The organism is Pedobacter cryoconitis (assembly GCF_014200605.1).
Classification (GTDB): Bacteria; Bacteroidota; Bacteroidia; order Sphingobacteriales; family Sphingobacteriaceae; genus Pedobacter; species Pedobacter cryoconitis_B.
Map to the genome: position 1 here is coordinate 16,176 of NZ_JACHCE010000004.1, position 20,750 is coordinate 36,925.

11 protein-coding genes are annotated in these 20,750 nt (G+C 39.8%); 7 read left to right on the plus strand and 4 right to left on the minus strand.

Translation table 11 applies throughout. The features are described 5' to 3' along the window. Window positions 1-174 precede the first annotated feature (174 nt). On the plus strand, window positions 175-2,757 hold the full coding sequence (locus HDE68_RS13385; protein ID WP_260171764.1) for a TonB-dependent receptor: 2,583 nt from the start codon (window positions 175-177) through the stop codon (window positions 2,755-2,757). Between the two features lie 285 nt (window positions 2,758-3,042). Here HDE68_RS13385 and HDE68_RS13390 read toward each other — a convergent pair whose 3' ends face one another. From HDE68_RS13390 to HDE68_RS13400, 3 genes are all read right to left on the minus strand, one after another. Then, window positions 3,043-5,493 carry an outer membrane beta-barrel family protein gene (locus tag HDE68_RS13390; RefSeq protein ID WP_183882727.1) on the minus strand — a complete coding sequence of 817 codons (2,451 nt, stop codon included), beginning with the start codon at window positions 5,491-5,493 and terminating at the stop codon, window positions 3,043-3,045. 48 nt (window positions 5,494-5,541) lie between these two features. Then, complete coding sequence (locus HDE68_RS13395; protein WP_183882728.1) at window positions 5,542-6,798, minus strand: MFS transporter; 1,257 nt, start codon at window positions 6,796-6,798, stop codon at window positions 5,542-5,544. Window positions 6,799-6,978: 180 nt separating this feature from the next. Then, a complete protein-coding gene (locus tag HDE68_RS13400; protein WP_183882729.1) occupies window positions 6,979-7,833 on the minus strand; it encodes a helix-turn-helix domain-containing protein in 855 nt (284 codons plus the stop codon). Window positions 7,834-8,218: 385 nt separating this feature from the next. Here HDE68_RS13400 and HDE68_RS13405 point away from each other — a divergent pair, with 385 nt between their 5' ends. The 6 genes from HDE68_RS13405 (at window position 8,219) to HDE68_RS13430 (ending at window position 19,303) form a co-directional block, all read left to right on the plus strand. Next, window positions 8,219-8,815: an RNA polymerase sigma factor gene (locus tag HDE68_RS13405; RefSeq protein WP_183882730.1), complete on the plus strand. Its 597-nt coding sequence runs from the start codon at window positions 8,219-8,221 to the stop codon at window positions 8,813-8,815. Window positions 8,816-8,891: 76 nt separating this feature from the next. Next, window positions 8,892-9,845: a FecR family protein gene (locus tag HDE68_RS13410; protein ID WP_183882731.1), complete on the plus strand. Its 954-nt coding sequence runs from the start codon at window positions 8,892-8,894 to the stop codon at window positions 9,843-9,845. Between the two features lie 134 nt (window positions 9,846-9,979). Then, window positions 9,980-13,483 (plus strand): SusC/RagA family TonB-linked outer membrane protein, encoded by a 3,504-nt coding sequence (locus HDE68_RS13415; protein ID WP_183882732.1) that lies wholly within the window; start codon window positions 9,980-9,982, stop codon window positions 13,481-13,483. A 9-nt stretch (window positions 13,484-13,492) separates the two neighbouring features. After that, window positions 13,493-15,253, plus strand: coding sequence for a RagB/SusD family nutrient uptake outer membrane protein (locus HDE68_RS13420; RefSeq protein WP_183882733.1), 1,761 nt, complete (start codon window positions 13,493-13,495; stop codon window positions 15,251-15,253). A 58-nt stretch (window positions 15,254-15,311) separates the two neighbouring features. Then, window positions 15,312-16,223, plus strand: coding sequence for a metallophosphoesterase family protein (locus HDE68_RS13425; protein ID WP_183882734.1), 912 nt, complete (start codon window positions 15,312-15,314; stop codon window positions 16,221-16,223). Between the two features lie 413 nt (window positions 16,224-16,636). Beyond that, on the plus strand, window positions 16,637-19,303 hold the full coding sequence (locus tag HDE68_RS13430) for a TonB-dependent receptor (protein ID WP_183882735.1): 2,667 nt from the start codon (window positions 16,637-16,639) through the stop codon (window positions 19,301-19,303). A 92-nt stretch (window positions 19,304-19,395) separates the two neighbouring features. Here HDE68_RS13430 and HDE68_RS13435 read toward each other — a convergent pair whose 3' ends face one another. Next, window positions 19,396-20,652: an aminotransferase class V-fold PLP-dependent enzyme gene (locus tag HDE68_RS13435; protein WP_183882736.1), complete on the minus strand. Its 1,257-nt coding sequence runs from the start codon at window positions 20,650-20,652 to the stop codon at window positions 19,396-19,398. Between the last annotated feature and the right edge of the window lie 98 nt (window positions 20,653-20,750).

Sequence of the window (20,750 nt, forward strand, 5' to 3'; positions counted from 1 at the left end):
AAAACGTCTGCAAATCCCATCGCATATTTTGAATTCCAACAAATGCCAAAAACATTGATATGGCTTTGCTTTGCACGCTATCCCCTTTTTAGCTCATAAATAATCAGGCCCAAACTAAACGCATAAAGCCAACTGCCAGGCTGCGTATAACCAACTAACCATTTAAACCCTCAAATGATGAAGAAACATTTACTCATTATCCTTTCACTTTTGCTCACGGCAAATTTTGTCTTTGCCCAGAGTGCAATCACAGGTGTCATAAAAAGTAGTAACGGCACTACAATACCACATGCAACAGTAACGATCAGAGGTACTAAGATATCTGCGATTGCAGATGTCGACGGCAAATTCAGTATCGATTCAAAGCAAGACCTTCCATTTTATTTGCAGGTGAGTTCAGTGGGCTACAAATCTCAGGATTTTCAGATCTTAAAATTTCAGGATACACCTTTCGAGTTAGTTTTGATTGAAAGCGCACTACTGGACGAAATCGTGGTCACCTCAAGAAGACGTTCTGAGGTATTACAGGATGTTCCTATTGCAATTACTGTTATCGGAGGACAAGCTGCAGAAAATGCAGGGGCTTTCAACGTTAACCGTTTAAAAGAGCTGGTACCTTCTGTACAGTTGTATGCTTCGAATGCTAGAAATACAACGCTTAATATCAGAGGTTTAGGTTCGACATTTGGTTTAACGAACGATGGTATTGATCCCGGAGTAGGCTTTTATGTAGATGGTGTTTATCAGGCCCGTCCTGCCGCTACCTCTACTGATTTTCTTGACATCGAGCAAATAGAAATTCTTCGCGGCCCGCAAGGAACCTTATTTGGTAAAAATACTACTGCTGGTGCATTTAACATCACTACCGCAAAACCGACTCAAACACCAAGTGGAAAAGTTGAATTGAGTTTTGGAAACTATAATTTCATGCAGGCCAAAACATCGGTTACCGGAGCTGTTGCGAAAAATCTTTCAGCAAGATTATCGATTTCCGGAACTCAGCGTGACGGTACAATTTACAATACGAGAGAAGAGCGCAGATATAGCGGTCAAAACAACCTTGGTTTTAAAGGTCAGTTATATTTTACCCCCTCAGATAAATTACAAATATTGTTAAGTGGTGATGTCAGCATTCAGCATCCGGCAGGTTACCCTCTGGTAATTGCTGGTGTCACAACAACAGAAAGAAGTGCGTTTCGTCAATATGCAAAAATCATTTCTGATTTAGGCTATCAGCAGCCTGTAGTAGATCCGGCATCCAGAACAATCAATACCAATACGCCCTGGAAACATGATCAGTCAATTGGGGGTATCTCTGTAAATGTCGACTATAAGATTGGCAAAGGAACTTTGACTTCAACTACTGCCTGGAGATTCTGGAACTGGGACCCTACAAATGATAGAGATTTCTCTGAACTTGCAGCATTAACCAAATCTCAGGGAAACTCCCGCCACGATCAATATTCGCAGGAAATCAGATACGCTGGTAACTTATCGGAAAAAGTAAGTGGTGTTATAGGTTTATTTGCCCTTGGCCAGAACTTAAAAGGATTAGACCAAACCGAAGAAGTTGGTAAAGATCAGTGGAGATTTGTACAGACAAGTAATACTGGTACTCAGGCCTTATACTCAACCCCTGGTTTGTTAGATGGCTACGGTATTAAAACCAATTCAACTATCAAATCATTAAGTGCTGCTGTATTTGCTCAGGTGGATTGGGAATTTTTAAATCACTTTCACATTTTACCTGGATTAAGATATACTTATGATAAAAAAGATGTGAATTATGATAGGGTAACCTATGGTGGCCTGCAAACCACAAATGCCGATTTGCTTGCGCTTAAAGCTGCTGTTTACAGCAATCAAAGATTCACTACCAATGTAGATAACAATAATTTATCTGGTAATATCACGCTTTCCTACCGTCCTTCTCCAAAGTTAAATGCTTATGGAACTTTCTCTACTGCTTACAAACCAGTTGGTGTGAACGTGGGTGGTTTGCCAACTACATCTACTGGAGAAGCAGACTTGTCTGTAGCTGTAGTTAAACCAGAATACGTTCAGCATTACGAATTAGGTGTTAAAACCAAACCTGCTAAAGGTGCGATAGTAAATATCAGTGCATTCACTACAGATATCAAAGACTATCAAACCAATGTGCAGTCACCACAACTGGGTGTAAACAGAGGTTATCTTGCCAATGCAGAGAAAGTTAATGTGAAAGGTCTGGAAATTGATGGAATTTATCAATTGGGCAGGTTCCTGACTTTAAATGCTGCTTTGGCTTATCTTGACGGAAAATATGTGAAATTTACGAATGCACCGCTCCCATTAGAAGAAACCGGACATACAGAAGTTGTGAATGGCGTAGCTACGCAGGTGGCATTTAAAGATGCCTCAGGAGGCAGATTACCAGGTATTTCTAAATGGAATGTTTCAGGTGGTGCAGAATTCAGTAACCCTGGTAAGATAGCGAACATCACAGGCAGATATTTTATCGCAGCAGATGCGAGTTACCGCTCAGAATATTCTTCAAACCCAACACCTTCACGTGTATTAAATATACAAGGTTATGCACTGCTGAATGCCAGATTAGGATTTAAGTCAGATAAATTCTCCGTATTCTTCTGGGCAAGAAACATTGCGAATAAAAACTATTACGAACAATTACAGGCAGCTGCAGGTAACTCTGGTTTATATGCAGGTGTACTTGGTGATCCGAGAACATATGGAATTACACTCCGTTATAATTTCTAGAACTGTTTGATCATTTTATAGAAAGCCGTCTCATAGCAAGTATGAGATGGCTTTTTTTTGAATATTGCTTACCTATCATGACTTCTTAATGCTAATTCAAGATAAGCTGACTGCTCATATTTTTCAGAGTCCTGATGACTGATTTCTACCATAAAAAAAACGTTCTCTTTTTTATAATTAGCATAAATATGACTATCTAAATCCTTATTAAGGCTTTTATCAAGATGCTGTTTGATTTTTTTAAAGAAAACGAGTTTTTATTGATGTATAAAATCATTTTCTGCCCTAAGAAGCTCCCTCCTTATTATTCCTGATACGATCAAATTTATAACCAAAAATAACCCCAAAAGAACGCATTGTTTGTTGTCTTAAATTGGTTTGCGTAAAGCCTGTGCCATATGCGCTGGAATATTGATTTGTATAATGATTGAAAGGATTGGTGGTCGTCACACCAATACTGGCCCTATTACTAAACAATTGTTTCCTAACAGCAATTGTATAATTATAAGAACCGGGACGAATACTTTGAAAATCCGTCCTTTTCGAATCTATCATACCAAACGCTTCGGCAACCAGATCTTCTCTCAGTTTATAAGTAGCATTCAGGTTCGCATTATAGGAAAATCCGCCAACACTGGGTAAGCCCGGAACAAGGTTGTTTTTTTCAAGTAAAAGCAGATTAGCACGTAAGCTTAACTTATCATTGATAACTGCTGAACCCGAAATATTTAATCCTAAAGTAGTCTGTGATCCAATATTTGCAGTCTTCGTAAGAGAAACATTATTATAAGTAGTCCCATTTGCAACATATATGGGGAAAAAAGTTGTAAAATGCTGGATATCATTGCTATTTCTGTTATAAAGCACACCTATATAAAGACTACTACTATTAGCAAAGCTTTTGCTGTAACCCAATTCAAATTTCCTGCCTGTTTCATTTTTCAGCTCAGGGGTTCCGGTACTGATATTGCGTGGGTCAATAATCTCCAGAAAAGGGTTCAGGTCTCCATAATCCGGTCTTTGTATCCTGTAAGCATAGCTGAACTTAACCGACTGCGTTTCATTTAGTTTATGCTGAATTAAAAGATTTGGTGCCCATATATTATTTCCCGGTATAGCATCATTTGATAAGTCCGAATGGATATCCGTTCTTTCGTAACGGATACCCGCTTTTCCATTTAAAAAGTCATTGAACAAAGAAAAGGAAGTTGAAATATAACCTGCATAGATTTTCCTTGTAAAATTAAACTTATAAGTCTGACCCGGATTATTTACAAAAGTTCCGTTATTTAACAAACTGTCTGTAACCACACTGTTATTTATATTTTCAAATACAGCTTTTACACCGGTTTCTATCTTGAAATTCTTTGCTAAGGGCTCAACATAGTCTATGGAAATATCAGTTTCCCGGTCATTTCCAGGATTATCACTTTTGATTCCACTATTTGGGAATGCTCCATTCTGATAACTGGTCAGCTGTGAATCGTAATTCTTGTTTTGGGTCGCACTGGCTACATAAGCAAAGTTCAGTTCCCTGCCTTCTTTCAAAAACGTCTTTTTATAAAGCAAACTCCAGTTTTGAGAATTTCCACCAAAATCTGTAGCATCTGTACGCTCACTCGTAATATCCGACAATACCCTGCCAGTAGAAAGATAAGTTTGCTGGTTCTGCATAATTCTGCCAGTTCCATGAGTAATATTCTGATTTAGTCCCACAGTAGCTGTCAATACATCTTTAGAGGTAATATTCCAATCTATGCTTAAACCTGATTGATAGCCACTTTTTGTAAACGGACTAAAGCGGTCCTGCACGTACCGGGTTAAAGTATCTTTAGCAGAATTAAAAGATAACCTGTCTCCAAGATTGGCGATATTAGAATTTAATTGTTTATTTGCACTAAAAAAGGCACTTAAACCCAGATTTTTATTCCTGGCATTCAGATTAAAAGAACCGTTTTCAAGACGGGTTCCCGCCGATAAGTTCACACTGCCATTGATACCTTTGATCAGGTTATCTTTCAAAACGAGATTAATAATTCCAGCTGTGCCCGCAGCATCATATTTTGCCCCTGGACTGGTCATCACCTCAATATTTTTTATCTGACTGGCCGGGACAGATTGTAAAACATCCGATATCTTGGAGCCAAATATATTAGCCGGTTTGCCATTGATCAGAAACCTGACATTTGCATTTCCCTGTAATTCTACATTGCCGTCTATATCTACAGAAACCATGGGAACCTTTTTTAACACATCAGTAGCTACCCCGCTTTGAGAAGTAATATCGGCAGCTGCGTTATAGACTAGTTTATCAGCTTTATTCTCCATAACCTGAACTTTAGCCTGAATCACTACTTCCCTGAGCACATTTCCGGCAGCAGACAATCTAATATTGCCAAGAGCAAGGCCTGGCATTTTAGCAGCTATAACGACAGGATTAATAATTTTCCGGCGATAGCCGATAAAATCAATAGTAAGCCGGTACACTCCCGGAAGAATATTTACAAAATGGAATTCACCCTTTTGATTTGTATTCATCAGAATAAAAGGTTCGGGAGCACCAGCTTTGAATAAACTGACCGTAGCGAAATCGACACCTGCATTCGTAACAGAGTCAACTACTGCTCCTTTAATCTCTCCTTTATCAATAGATTGTGCCTCGCTTAAGAATGAATTGGCGATAATAAATAATAGAATCACTGCTATACGCATGATCAGCGATGAAAATAACTTCATAAAATTTAAGATGATAAGGTTTCCCTTGTTTGAAAAAAACTGCTTTTGCTAATGGATATCTTCAACAGTTAGCAGCAGGAACTTTTTAGTTTTATAATACGTGACCCCAACCACTAATAAAGTCATACATCCGCCAAAAATGACCGCTGGTATTGTACCAATAAATCCCGCAACGGTGCCAGATTCAAAGTCACCAATCTCATTAGAGGAATCTATAAACATGGACGTTACTGCCGATACCCGGCCCCGCATGGTTTCTGGTGTTAGTAATTGCATGATAGTCCCACGGATTAACATATTTATACTATCAAATCCACCACTGGCAAAAAGCAGGAAAAGTGACCAATAAAAGTTCTTAGACAATCCGAAACAGATGATGGACAGGCCAAAACCAGTAATCGCTAAAAGCAAATTCCGCCAGGGTTTGTTCATCGGGGAATATTTCGTCATCAGCAGCATCACTAAAATTGCACCTGCAGAACTCGCAGCACGCATTAGTCCTAATCCTTGCGGCCCAACCTTTAAGATGTCATTTGCAAAAACCGGTAAAAGAGCAACGAAGCCTCCAAAAAAAACAGAGAACAGATCAAGGCTCATTGCACCCAGCATCATTTTATTCTTGAAAACAAACTGTATCCCTTCGGCAAGGCTCTTCCAGAAATTCTCTTTAGGGATAAAAGCAGGCGGGTACTTTTTAAGAAAACAGGCTGTGATCAGGGCGATTAAAATAAAAATAACAATTAATCCTAATGCAGCAGTTATTCCAAAATAACCATATACCATACCTCCCACGGCTGGCCCCAGAATAGATCCTGCCTGTCTTATGGTACTGTTCCAGCTGTTTCCATTCGCATAAGCATCTTTTGGCAGGCTATCAGTATAAATTGTAAAGTTTGCAGGTCCTAAAAATGCACGCGCTACCCCATTACAGAAAACAAGAAAAAAGATGATTTTTATTATTGCCCCGGACGATATATATGACCTGACACTAGTCATTGTAACTCCTGACATGACCAGCGAAAAGAGTAATACAGCTGTATAAATCCAGAGTAACACCTTTCTCTTTTCTGACTTATCAGCAACGTAACCGCCATACAATGAAACTACAATTGCTGGCACAGCTTCAAAAAGCCCGAACAATCCCAGTAAAAAGACACTATTTGTTAAGTGATAGATGTAAAAACCAGTAATTACAGTTTGCATCTGATAGGCGAAAGTAAAAAACAAACGCGTACCAATATATACCCTGAAATCCCTATGCCTTAAGGCTGCAAAAGAGTCGCTCATGACCAGAACCCTTTCCATATAACCTGCACAGTTATATTTACCTTTTTCAGATATCCGGCTTGCAGCAATAATCGTTCACCGATCAAATTGCCATGTACTTGTTGAAGAGAATCGTTTTGCATATACTATGATTTAGTACAGGCAAATTGACGCAGATTTAGGGTCTGCTGAAATAGCAATACACGAGTTAATTTAGCACTATTTGCGGTATTTCGCCCGAAAAGCTATAGCAGACATTCCTGTTATTTTCTTAAAGAATCTGGAAAAATAAGATTGATCATCGTATCCTAACAAAGTTGATATACCTTTGATATCCAATTGACTATAATAAAGCTGTCTCTTTGCTTCCAATATGATTTCCTGGTTTATCCAGAAGCTGACAGGGAATCCAGTCACTTTTTTTACGACTTCATTCAGATAGGATTCAGAAACATTTAACCTGTCAGCATAAACAGACGGGCTCTTGATCGTTTTAAAGTTTTCGATAACCATTCGCTTAAACTGTTTGGATATTTCAACGGGTCTGGATACTTTAAAGCTGATATCCGGACCTGAGCTGAAACACTTCGCGGTCATGGCCAGAATTAACTGGACCATGGCATGAACTATCGGTATATAGAAAGGATCATCCTGATCTTCATTATACTTTACATCGAGTAGTTTCAGCATACTGCTCCACTGCTTTAGTTGAACTGAATTCAACAAGTAAGGTTCTTGAAGCAATGAAACATGATCAAAAATATTAGCGTAATCAAGTGGGATTAAAGCGGGGTCTAATGCCAGTATCCAACCCCTGGCATCTTTGTTATTGATCCGGTGATGCACCTGAGAAGGCAGAACATAATATAATGATCCGGCTGTAAATTGTCTTTCCTTAAATTCTACCTGGATAGAAGCATGTCCTTCTTCAATAAAGAAAAACAAATAATGATCATCTCTATGGGCGCCCATGGTCTCCATTTTGGCGTCAGAGAAATCATCCATTTCAAAATATTGCACCTCTACTCCTATAGCAGTGCTGAGTTCAAGTTTATGAACAGGTATATCTTTCATCTTTATTACTTATAATATCTTATTGGCTCTGATATTGATCCAATACTAAAATGAGCTGCTTTTTTGAACGAAGCATGGCGCAATTTAACGATTTACTGTATAACCGCTTGACTTCTTTACGCTGATAACCACTAAATGAAACTGCAGTGGCCGCATAACTGTATCGCGGAACCGCTATTTTCCCTATCCCACCAGGATTTGTACGTGTATCCTTAATTTATTTCCTTTAAACTTACCGTTGCGCCAGGAAAGGCAATAAACTGTTCATCTATTACAGCAATATTAATTACACCAGAACACATCAAAAAATCCTGAATTATAATTATAACAAATCCTTAACACATAGCCGTCTCCAATCAACCACTAAACTCTCTAATTTTGAGCCGTGGACTCCAATCATATCTCTGATACCTATATTATCGCTGCTATTCAGGCAAACGATCAGTCTGCATTCCGTTTGCTCTATGATAAATACTGGAAAGACCTCTATCTGAGGGCCCGTAAAGGAGTAGACGAAGATGAAGCTAAAGATATGATCCAGGAAGTGATGCTTTCCGTCTGGAACAGAAGGCACCATATCAAAGCACTGGAAAAAGATGATCTTGGAAAATATCTCTTCACAGCCTTAAAATATCGCATAATCAGCTTTTACGCAAATACTTCAGGTCAGATCAAAAAAGCACAGTTGCTGGAAATCCCTCTGGACACTGCTCCTGATATCCTGCTCGAAAACAAAGAACTTAAAACTGTAATCGAGGCAGAAGTCAAAAGAATGCCCGGTAAAATGCAGCAGATCTTCCGCATGAGCAGAGATGAAAACTTCTCTGTAGCCGATATTGCGGCCCAGCTCAATCTCTCTGAACAAACGGTAAAAAATCAAATTGGGCAGGCACTAAAACGGCTACGCAACACAGTTATCCATCACCACGAAGGAGACTGGGTAGTTCCGGTACTTGTAATTTGCTATCTGTCCGCTTCATAAAAACTTAACATACACTTCACATACTTCGTATAGTACCCGAAACCACTTTTTCAGATAGTAGGTTAAAAGGATACGTATGAGCAGCAGCAAGCCCAGGCAATTATTAAAAAATTACCTGCAACATAAAAATTCAGCAGCAGAAAAAGAGATTGTAGACAACTGGTACCAGCAGCTGGACGATACAGAACCGATGCTATTGGATACTAAAAAAGAAACGCAGGTTAAAGAAGAGATCTGGGCATCGATAGCCCCCGGACTAAAAACCGGGCCCAAAAGATTCCGGTTGAACTGGCTAAATGCTGCTGCAGTCCTGATTACGATCAGTTCCATAGCTTTATTATTTTGGAAAATCCCCGGTCCGGCTAAGCCAGTGAAAGAACAATGTCCGGGAGGATGCTTCACAACAGTATCAACCCAAACCGGCGAAAGAAAAACTGTTACCCTGCCTGATGGAACAATGTTGATGCTCAATAGTGTTTCCACCATTAAGATTTCAGAGAACTTCAGTACCAAACGTATCGTTCAACTTGTTGACGGAGAAGTTTTCTTTGATGTAAAACACGATTCCAAACGTCCTTTTATGATCAAAATCGGACGTTTAACTACACAGGTACTGGGTACTGCATTTAATATCCGTGCTTACAGCCAAATGGAAAAAATGACAGTCGGTGTAATCCGTGGCAAAGTTGGTGTCCGTTTAGACAACCAGCCCAGTCATTTCCTGATCAAAGGCCAGCAACTGGCTTATCAGCGTAACAATCAAAGTATTCGCCTGATGCCGCTGGATGAAAAAAACCTGGCCTGGCAAAAAGGTAACCTGGTTTTGAACAATGCTTCTTTTGAAGAAATGTCAATTCTGATGGCCAAAAACTTTGGTATTCAGATACACACCAGCAGACAGGATCTCCATACAAAACATTTCACAACCACAATAAGCACCTCTACTCCTGCCCTCAAAGCCATGGAAATTGTTGCAGCAATACACCAGTTAAAAATTAAAAAAAGGAGGAACGACATAGAAATCTACTAATCAAAAAAAGACAGTTGCTCGAACAACTGCCTTCATTTTTAGGCCCATAAGGCAAAAAAAAGCTTCCAATCATTTCACAATTAAAAGCCATACAATGTATGAAATTAAAACTTAACAATGTCATAATTCAAACGATGAGATTCACTTTTGTCTTGTTAACCATTCTTTGCACCATTTCGCTGCTGTTTCCGTCATTTGCCGGAAACGGGCAGGTTTTGGAAAAAAGGATATCGGTCAGCATTAAACATGCGACCATAGAAACCGCTATTAAAAACCTGGAGTATCAGAGCAAAGTGAATTTTGCCTATGACCGCCACCTGCTGAATCGTTATTCTACCAGCAATTTCACTTTTTCAAATGAAACAATTGGAAACATCTTAAAAAAACTATTCGAATCTAAACCGATGAGCTTCAGAGAAGTAAATGGGGTCATTGTGATCAATGCCATGAGCAAAGAAGAGATCAAACAGCAGGAACCAGGTAAACTCTCCGGGAAAATCACGGATGAAAAAGGTCTGCCCCTGCCAGGTGCGACCATTAAAATCATTGAGCTCAATAAATACGTACAGAGTGATGAACAGGGTAATTATAAGATTCCGGCACCAGAGGGAACCTATACTATTGTAGCCAGTTATATCTCTTATGAAAATCAGCAGTTCCAGCATATCCAGATTAAAGCGGGACAGACCACTGTTATGGATATTAAACTTTCACCAGGACAAAACGGCCTCAGTGAAGTTGTGGTAGTTGGTTATGGAACACAAAAAAAGGTAAACCTCACTGGTGCTTTAAGTCAGGTAGATTCCAAAGTCTTCGAAGACCGTCCTGTTGCCGGAATCGCCCAGGCACTGCAAGGTGCTATCCCCAATCTGAACATTACTTTCGGAGATGGTCAGCCAGGTAGTCCAGGAAAATTTAACGTACGTGGTTTCGCTTCTATTACTAACGTAAGCGGTTCTCCCCTGATCCTGATTGATGGAATACCCGGTGATGTAAACATGATCAACCCGCATGACATCGAAAATGTAACTGTTTTAAAAGATGCAGCTTCTGCAGCTATATATGGTGCCAGAGCAGCTTTTGGTGTGATCCTGATTACAACCAAAAAGGCCGAAGCAGGAAAAGTAAGTGTAAACTACGGGAGTAACTTTAGTTTGCAGCAGGTAACGACTAAAACAGACTTTATTACCGATGGTTATACGCAGATGAGATTAGTTGATGAGGCTTTCTCCCGTAATGTTGGTAACAGTTATAGCGGTTATAATGCAGATGATTATGCGCAGCTTAAACTCAGACAGACCGATAAGACCTTACCGCAGGTAGTGGTACAAAACAGAAACGGACAAGACCAGTATGTATATTATGGAAACACAGACTGGTGGAACTTCCTGTTTAAAAAAGATGCGCCAACCATGGAACATTATTTAAATGTTACAGGCGGAGATAAAAAGGTTGACTTTCTCTTATCAGGCAGATACTATCAGCAAAAAGGCCTCTTTCAATCTTATTTGCGCGAAGATGTTTACAACGCCTACAACTTCAGGGCAAAAATCAATGCACATCTGTCCAAATGGCTTACTGTTTTCTCCAATACGCAATTTGCTGCTAATAACTATACCTATCCTGGTCATGGCTATAAATCTGATGGCCCGGGTTTCTATAACCATGCAATGGCAGCTTATGTACCACAAAATCCGGACGGCACATTTACTTACCGTACAAACCTGAACAATTACGGAGCGAATGAATATGCCAGTCTGCAAAACAAAAAGACTTTTGGAGGGACTCAAAACTATGATTTAACAAATACGATTGGTTTCAATGCAAATATAATACCTGACTTAATTTTGACCGGTAATTATGCTTATCAGCTTCGTCCGGCTTCCAATTTCCAGCGTCAGGCGGTTATCCCCTGGTCCATTAACCCAGGTCTCATTAAATACGAAGGGAACGATAAATACCAGGAAGGTAATGATATGGATCAGCACCATTCCGTAAATTTATATGCAACCTACGAGAAAAAAATAAAAGACAACAACTTTAAAGTCACTGCAGGTTATAACTACGAGCTGCAAAAGTATAAAACAAACACAGCACTCCGTTTTGACCTCCTTTCTGAAGACCTGAACCAGATTGATCTGGGTACCGGGGCTCAACAAGCTACAGGCAGTGCCAGTGAATGGGCTTTATTAGGATATTTTGGCCGTATCAATTATGACTACAAAGGGAAATACCTGCTTGAATTAAATGGAAGATACGACGGTACCTCCCGCTTTCCGAAAACAAGCAGGTTTGGTTTCTTCCCTTCAGTATCAGGCGGGTGGAGAATCAGTGAAGAATCCTTTTTTAATGCATTAAAACCTGTTGTCTCAGAATTTAAACTGAGAGCTTCTTATGGCACACTAGGAAATCAGGATGTAGGTACTGGTTCGAATAATCTCTATCCATATATTCCTGTGATCAATTCGACTTTATCCAAATGGGTAGTCAATGGAAATCAGGCACAAACGTTAAGTGCCCCTAACCCTGTTGTACCTGATTTTACCTGGGAAAAATCTACCTCACTCAATTTTGGTGCGGATATGGCCTTTTTCAATAACCGCCTCCAGACTTCCCTTGATATCTACAGACGTAAAACGACCGACATGCTAATCAATGGTAAAACACTTCCCTCGGTTTATGGAGCTGACTCTCCTAAACAGAATGCAGGAGATCTGCTAACTAAGGGCTGGGATATCAGTGTTAGCTGGAAAGATAACGGAACATTAATGGGTAAACCTTTTGGTTATAACTTCGGGGTGGTCCTGTCAGATTACACGGCAAAGATTACCAAATTTGATAATCCCAACAACCTGCTTAGCAATTATTATGCAGGACAGGAACTTGGAGAAATCTGGGGCTACAGTATAGATGGTTATTTCAAGTCCGATCAGGAAGCACAAAACTGGAAAATCAATCAGGACTATGTAGACGGACAGCGTACCGGATCGCCTGGAGAATGGAGCAAACTACATGCAGGTGACCTGAAATTTAAAGATCTCAATGGAGATGGGGTAATCAATGATGGTAAAAACACTTTACAGGATCACGGTGATTTGCGCAAAATTGGTAATTCACTTCCAAGATATTCTTTCGGTATCAATGCAGGTTTCAACTGGAGTAATTTTGACCTTTCTGTTTCCTTACAGGGAATTGGTAAACAAGACTGGTATCCGAATACAGAGGCAGGAATGTTCTGGGGAACCTTTGGAAGACCTTACTCTTCTTTCATTCCTAAAGATTTCGAAAGTAAACTCTGGAGCCCGGAAAACCCGAATTCTTATTTCCCTTTAAACCGTGGATATGCTGCATACGATGGTGGAGAACTGTATTATAACAACGATAAATACTTACAGAACATAGCTTATGTGCGTTTAAAAAATCTGACTGTAGGTTATAATCTGCCTGCCTCGATGATTAAAAAATGGAAAATAGAAAAGCTCAGGTTCTTTTTCACCGGACAGAACATGCTTACGCTGACCAAACTTAAAACCAAATATATCGATCCGGAACAACTCACACCAGATGGTACAGACAAAGGCGGAAGGGCTTATCCTTTCATGAAAACCTATACCCTTGGATTGAACGTCACATTTTAATAGAAAAACATGAAAAGAATTATATATCTGGCCCTGGCAGCCATCACCCTGATTACGGCCTGTAAAAAATCACTCGATCTGGAACCGCTTTCACAGATCTCTCCAAACAATAGTTTCAATTCAGAAAATGAACTCAGGCTGTATGTCACTTCATTTTATGATAAGATGCTGCCTAACGCAGACAACGAGGATAAAGCTTTCACAAGTTTGTATACTGAGAGCAGTGATAATATTGTACTCAACGGACTGGATAAAAAGATAACAGGTAACCGCGTAGTCCCTGTTGCCGCTGGAGGCTGGAACTGGGCAGACCTGAGAAATGTGAACTACTTTCTTCAAAATTATCAGCGCGGTGGTGTAAGCCCTGCGATCTCGGTTAAATATGCTGCAGTTGCTAAATTTTTCAGAGCTTATTTCTACGCCAATATGGTCGCCGCTTATGGAGATGTACCCTGGTATAGTAAGCCCATTGAAACCACTGATAATGCTGCCCTGACCAAAAGCAGGGATTCGCGTACGCTGGTTATGGATTCTGTGCTGAATGATATCGATTTTGCAATAGCCAATTTACCAACAGCGCAAACATTTACCGAAGTTAATAAATGGACTGCACTGGCCTTGAAATCAAGATTATGCCTGTTTGAAGGTACATTTAGAAAATATCATACAGAATTTAACCTGCCGGATGCTGATCGCTTTTTACAGGCCTCTGCAGATGCAGCAGAACAATTGATCGATAAAGGGCCATACAGTGTATATACCAGCAGCCCCGATAAAGCATATACTGATCTTTTCCATGCACTAACAGTAAATCCGGCAGAAATAATCCTGGCCAGACAATACAGTACCAATCTCCAGATTAATCATAACGTGAATTATTATACGGTATCCCCTTCTTTTGGTAAACCCGGATTAGAAAAAAAGCTGGTAAACAGTTATTTAATGAAAGATGGTTCCCGTTTTACTGATAAGCCAGGATATGCTGCGCTGGGCTTTTTAGAAGAAACAAAAGACAGAGATCCACGCCTTGCTCAAACCATCAGGACACCCGGCTATAAAAGAGTAGATGGTACCAGTGTACTCGCTCCTTCTTACAGCGGTACCGTAACCGGTTATCAGCTGACCAAATTCGTAACCTCGGCAGTGAATGATGCCAATAGTAAATCCCCAAATCCACTTCCTGTTTTCCGCTATGCAGAGGTATTGCTTAATTTTGCCGAAGCTAAAGCAGAGCTCGGTACTTTAACACAGGGAGATCTTGATAAATCTATTAAAAAACTAAGAGACCGGGTAAATATGCCGGGTATGAACCTCGCCCTTGCGAATAGCAATCCTGACCCTTATCTTGCCGGACAATATACGCATGTGAATAGTGCTAACAAAGGGGTTATCCTGGAATTGCGTAGAGAAAGAAGAATCGAGCTGGTGATGGAAGGATTCAGATGGAATGATCTGATGCGCTGGAAAGAAGGCCACCTGCTCACAGAACAATTCAAAGGTGCTTACTTCCCTGGTGCAGGTAATTATGATCTTGATGGCGATGGTAAAATTGACCTGGTCATTTACACCGGAAATCAGCCTGCTGTACCGGATGCACAATTCCTTAAATTAGACGTTGATATTTCTCTTGAAAATGGATCGTCCGGTGGGAATATCGTGGTTAACCCTAATACACCAAAAACTTTCAGAGAAGAAAGAGATTATCTATTTCCTTTGCCAAGCCAGGATTTACTGCTCAACCCTAACCTGAAACAAAACCCTAATTGGTAATCTAATAATTCAGCAGCCCCATAAATTAACGGGGCTGCTTTTAAATTAATAAACACAAATGAAAAGAAGATCAGTTCTTAAAAATCTGGCCGGTCTGAGTGGCCTTTTACTGGCCCCTTCCATCAGCATGGCTAACAAGCTGACGGCAAAAACAAAGGTGATGCGAATTGCCCATCTGACTGATATCCATTTAAAAGATGATTTCAATGCGCCTAAAAAATTCACTAAATGCTTGCACCATGTACAACAGCAGCACCCAAAACCAGATCTGATCCTGAATGGCGGTGATATCGTATACGATATGAACAAAGAGCAATTAACCACGATCGATGCGCAATGGAAACTGGTACAGGGAATAATGAAGCAGGAATGCAGTATTCCCGTACAATACTGTTTGGGCAATCATGATATCTGGTGGAATGAAAACAATAAAGGTCAGGCTATCTATGGTAAACAGTACGCTATGGACCAGCTGAAACTTTCCAGTCCTTATTATAGTTTTATAAAAAATGGCTGGAAATTTATTATCCTGGACAGTGTACATCTGGATATTGATAACACCTGGTATATTGGCAAACTTGGAGAAGCACAATTTAGCTGGCTTGAAAATGAACTAAAAAATACAGCTGCCAATATCCCTGTGCTGGTCATGTCTCATATTCCTATTTTAACAGCGACCCTGATGATAGAGGATAACATTATCAATAAATGGGAAATGCTTGGGGGTGATATGCACACCGATACGGCTAAAATAATAAAACTGTTTTATCAGCATCCCAATGTGAAACTATGTCTCAGCGGACATATTCATCTGCGTGATAAGGTTCTCTACAATGGGGTAACTTACATTTGCAACGGAGCTGTCAGCGGTGCCTGGTGGGACGGCAATAAGCGCGAAACTGCACCTGGATATGGTTTGATAGATTTATATTCGGACGGAACTTTCGATGAACATTATATAAACTATTAATGATATCATTGAAATTGATCAATCTCAATCAGTTCTGTCAATCAGTGGTTACTATATCCCTGAGTGACAGAACTGATAAGTAGCAGTAAAAAAAAGAATTAAGCTTTAAATTTATTCTGACCGTCATCTTTGCGGGTTCTTCTTTAACAGCTAATAATTTTACGTTTTCTAATCAGATTTTCAATAATGAGATAGCTGATATGGCCAATGGCATTTTATTATTGATTACAAATTTAGAAAGTATCGCCTGCCTGTAAATACTGGAAATCTTAACCATATCCCCTCTCAAACCTATGTAGACTACGATAAACATGTGGTAACATCAACTTCATATGGACAGGACATCTTTGTCAAAAAATATAATATTATATATGAAAACTATGTCAACCAGCTTTAAAAAAATGTTTGGTCTAATGGTTCTATTCACGCTATCAGCAGGTACTTTAAAAGCACAGTTCACCCTAAGAGGTAAGGTAGCTGCTGAAGAAAACAGCCGTCTGATAGAAGGAGCCACAATTACTTTAAATCCTGTACACAAAATGACAAAATCTACAGCAGATGGTTCATTCGTACTCACAGGATTAAAAACCGGGGAATATCAGCTGGAAGTTTCCAGTGTAGGCCTTGGTAAATACACTAAAACGATTAAATTAACCAGAGATACTATCATCAAAGTGATGCTGGCCGATAACTCATCTAACTTAAACGAGGTCAGCATTTCGGTTGGTAACAGAGGGAAAAGCAGAAGTATAATCAAATCGGCAGTACCGGTTCAGCTGATTTCTTCGCAGGAGATCAAGACTTCCGGTTATACCAATACCGCCGAATTGATACAAATGCTTGTACCTTCATTTACCCAAAACCGTATTGTACGTGGAGATGGATCAGAAACCATCAGGCCTAGTACCATGCGCGGAATGGGAACCGACCAGATGCTGGTATTAGTCAACGGAAAAAGAAGACATATCAGTGCCTTTCTGATCGCTGACAATACTGGTGTAGATTTAAATGCGATTCCAGTATCGGCAATTGAATCTATAGAAGTATTAAAAGATGGTGCGGCGGCTATCTACGGCTCTGATGCGATTGCCGGAGTAATCAATATCATTCTAAAAAAAGATACCGGGGGCAGTGTGGACGTACAGAGCGGAATCACTTCCAGAGGAGATGGATTCAATACCAAAATTGGTATAGATAAAGGTTTCGCCCTGAAAAACAACGGTGTATTAAATGTCGCTATACAAGGATTATATGCTGAAAAGACAGTGAGAGCTGGCGCCGATCAAAGAAAGCAGTATTTTGGAACCATTAAAAATGCGGCTGGTGATGTGATCTTTTCAGATCCTGTGGGAGACGCCAAAAATGCTGCTTATGCTGCCAATCCAAAAGTAACGATGATTGAAGGAGATCCGCAGAAAAAGGTTCTGGGAACCATGTTCAATTATTCACAGCCTTTAAAAAATGAAGGTAAAATTTATGCATTTGGAGGGGTAAACTACAACAACACCTTAAACGGAAGTAACCGTTTCAGATTGCCAAGTGATGACGGTACTGTGCGTTCTATATATCCTGACGGCTTTTTGGCCAGAGGTAAAATAGTAACCACAGACTACTCTTTTGCAGGCGGTTACAAACAAGACTTCAAGTCGTTAGGTATGATGGATGCGAGTATTTCCATGGGTGGAAACTCGGTACAGTTCAACCTGTTAAACTCCGACAATCCATCTTTAGGCGATAAAAGCCCTACAAACTTCTATTTGGGTACACACCATTTCAACCAGTATGCTGCCAATCTTGATTTTGTAAAGCCACTCGATCAGAATAAAGTTTATTCATTAGCTTATGGTGCAGAGTTCAGGGTAGAAAACTATTCGATCAAAGCAGGTGAAGAAGCTTCATATATAGATGGCGGAGTGCCTATTCTGGATGGACCGAATGCAGGAAAAAGAGCTCCTGTAGGTTCACAGGGTTATGTAGGTTACCGTCCAAGCAACGAAGTTGATAAAAGCAGGAATACAAGTGCTGTTTATGCAGAATTAACTGCCGATTTCACCAAATCTTTTACCGTAAGTGCAGCATCAAGATATGAATATTACAGTGATTTCGGTTCTACGCTGAATGGAAAAATCTCTGCCCGTTATGAATTTATAAAAGGTTATGCGATCCGTGCTGCAGCCAATACAGGCTTCAGGGCACCTTCATTACAGCAATCGTATTTCTCACAGACACAAACCAATTATACCCTGGATCCCGCAGTTGGTCAGATCGTTTCAAGAGAGAACAGTACTTTACCGATCAACTCTCCTGCTGCTATTGCTTTAGGTGCACAACCTTTAAAACCAGAGAAATCATATAATGTGAGTGCCGGATTAACTGCTTTACCAGTAAAAAACCTCTTCATCACAGCCGATCTTTATGCGGTAAGGGTAAATGACAGGATTGTAAGGACCAGTTTTTTTACGACAAGCAATCCTTTGATCAAAAAATTATTTAGTGATTATAATATCGTTGGTATCCAGTCTGCCAGATATTTTGCGAATGCGATTGATACCCGTACCCAGGGTATAGACATTGTTGCACAATATGAATTACATGCCAATGATTTAGGACATTTTACTTTCCTTGCTTCTTATAACTACAACTTGCTTACCATTGTAGGTGTACACAACCCGGCAACTTTGGCTTCATTAAATGAAACTATTTTTAATGCCGAACGTGTTGCTGCAACCGCAACCAAACAGAATAACTTCACCATGTCTATTGTACATAACCTGAAAGGCTTTACAAGTTCACTAAGAGTTTACAGGGCCGGAGAGTTATCTAACAAATATCCGATTCCTGAAAAAGTGATTGGTTTAAACACCATGCCGGCACTGACTACACTAGATGCTGAGGTTTCTTATCTTTTCAAAAACAAAGTAAGATTTGGAATAGGTGCAAATAATATCTTTGATAAAATGCCTCCATTGAATGATCCAAGCCTGAGTTTCAACGGAAACTTCAAGTATTACAATGGTAACAATAGTCAGTTAGGTGTTACAGGTGCTTATTATTACGCTAAATTAGGGTATAGCTTTTAGCAGCTGATCGTTAAAAAAAACGGGTGGGCCATCTCATCATGCCCCACCCGTTTTAACACAAAAAAACAGACAATAAACCTGTTTATCCAACCTTAAGACTTATTCAGTACCGTCATTGCTCTGATCAAACGTTCCGTATCTGCAATTGTACTGTAAATCTGAGGAGTAATCCTGATACAATCCCCTCCTTTCAGGTTCCTTACAACGCTCAGAATCTGATGATCAGCCCATAGTTTATCAACTACACGTTTAGCATCCATATTTTTCATCCTGAAAGCCCCTATACCACAGGACCATTGCGGATCAATAGGTGTCAATACTTCTACTGCCGATAAATTCTGTACCCCACTAATCCAGTTTTTCTTTAATTCATGCAGGTAATTCTGTTTAACCGCGGGGGCAATCTTTTGCTGAAAAGTCATTGCAGCCTGTATGGTCATTATATTGGCAAATGGCGTAGTACCAAAATGAGTTAATTTGTAAATACTGTTTCCTTCATGTTTAACATCTCCGAACAATGGGTTCATGGCGCTGATCAGTTCTGGCTTAATATAAAGTAAACCGGTACCTACAGGAGAACCGAACCATTTATGAAGATTGATCGCTACCAGATCAGCTCCAAGGTCTGTAACCGAATAATCTATATGTGCAAATGAATGTGCTGCATCCAGTATAGTTTTCACGCCAGAAGGCTTTAAAGCAGCAGTAATTTCTTTTATAGGAAGAATCAACCCGGTAAAATGATTGATATGTGTAAGATGAACGATTCTGGTCTTGCTGGTCACTGCATTTTTATACAATTGAACAATTTGTTCCGTAGATACAGGATGAGCAGGGATGTCCAGATAAACCAGTTTTATCTTTTTCGTATTTTGCAGCATTTCCCAGGTTTCAACCATACTGTCATAGTCAAACTGACTGATCACAACCTCATCACCTTCAGCTAAAGGATAACCCTGAATAGCAATATTGAGTGCTTCTGTGGCATTTCTGGTAAAGATGAATGAATTTGAAGGTAATTTCAGATAAGTTCCCGTCAGGATCAGCGCGTCCCGGTAAATCTTCGGAAAATCCAATCTTGCGAAGCCTGATAATCTGCTGTTAACAATTCTGGTGTTTTCAATAAAAGTATTCAGAACAGGTTCGGACATGACCCCAAAAAAACCATTTTCCAGATTGGTAAATGATTGGTCTGTTTTATAATATTTCTGGAATTCCCGGATAGATAACTGATCTTTTTCATTTTCCAGTACTATAGACGCAGCATTTTCCTGTGCGGCTGCATAATCACTGATTAATAATGAACCTGACAGGATGCCAATGGTCTTCAGAAGCTCTCTTCTATGCATTGTTTTTACATTAAGCTGCAAATAAAATGCATTGATATGGCCTGCATATTAAGTTAATGTTTTGTTTGGGGTCAGATTGGGCCCTAAAGCATACCTCA

Bases quoted from the DNA above. Each gene is read 5' to 3' on its own strand.
- HDE68_RS13385 (WP_260171764.1), top strand. From the start codon at position 175: ATGATGAAGAAACATTTACTCATTATCCTTTCACTTTTGCTCACGGCA.
- HDE68_RS13390 (WP_183882727.1), bottom strand. From the start codon at position 5,493: ATGAAGTTATTTTCATCGCTGATCATGCGTATAGCAGTGATTCTATTA.
- HDE68_RS13395 (WP_183882728.1), bottom strand. From the start codon at position 6,798: ATGGAAAGGGTTCTGGTCATGAGCGACTCTTTTGCAGCCTTAAGGCAT.
- HDE68_RS13400 (WP_183882729.1), bottom strand. From the start codon at position 7,833: ATGAAAGATATACCTGTTCATAAACTTGAACTCAGCACTGCTATAGGA.
- HDE68_RS13410 (WP_183882731.1), top strand. From the start codon at position 8,892: ATGAGCAGCAGCAAGCCCAGGCAATTATTAAAAAATTACCTGCAACAT.
- HDE68_RS13415 (WP_183882732.1), top strand. From the start codon at position 9,980: ATGAGATTCACTTTTGTCTTGTTAACCATTCTTTGCACCATTTCGCTG.
- HDE68_RS13420 (WP_183882733.1), top strand. From the start codon at position 13,493: ATGAAAAGAATTATATATCTGGCCCTGGCAGCCATCACCCTGATTACG.
- HDE68_RS13425 (WP_183882734.1), top strand. From the start codon at position 15,312: ATGAAAAGAAGATCAGTTCTTAAAAATCTGGCCGGTCTGAGTGGCCTT.
- HDE68_RS13430 (WP_183882735.1), top strand. From the start codon at position 16,637: ATGGTTCTATTCACGCTATCAGCAGGTACTTTAAAAGCACAGTTCACC.
- HDE68_RS13435 (WP_183882736.1), bottom strand. From the start codon at position 20,652: ATGCATAGAAGAGAGCTTCTGAAGACCATTGGCATCCTGTCAGGTTCA.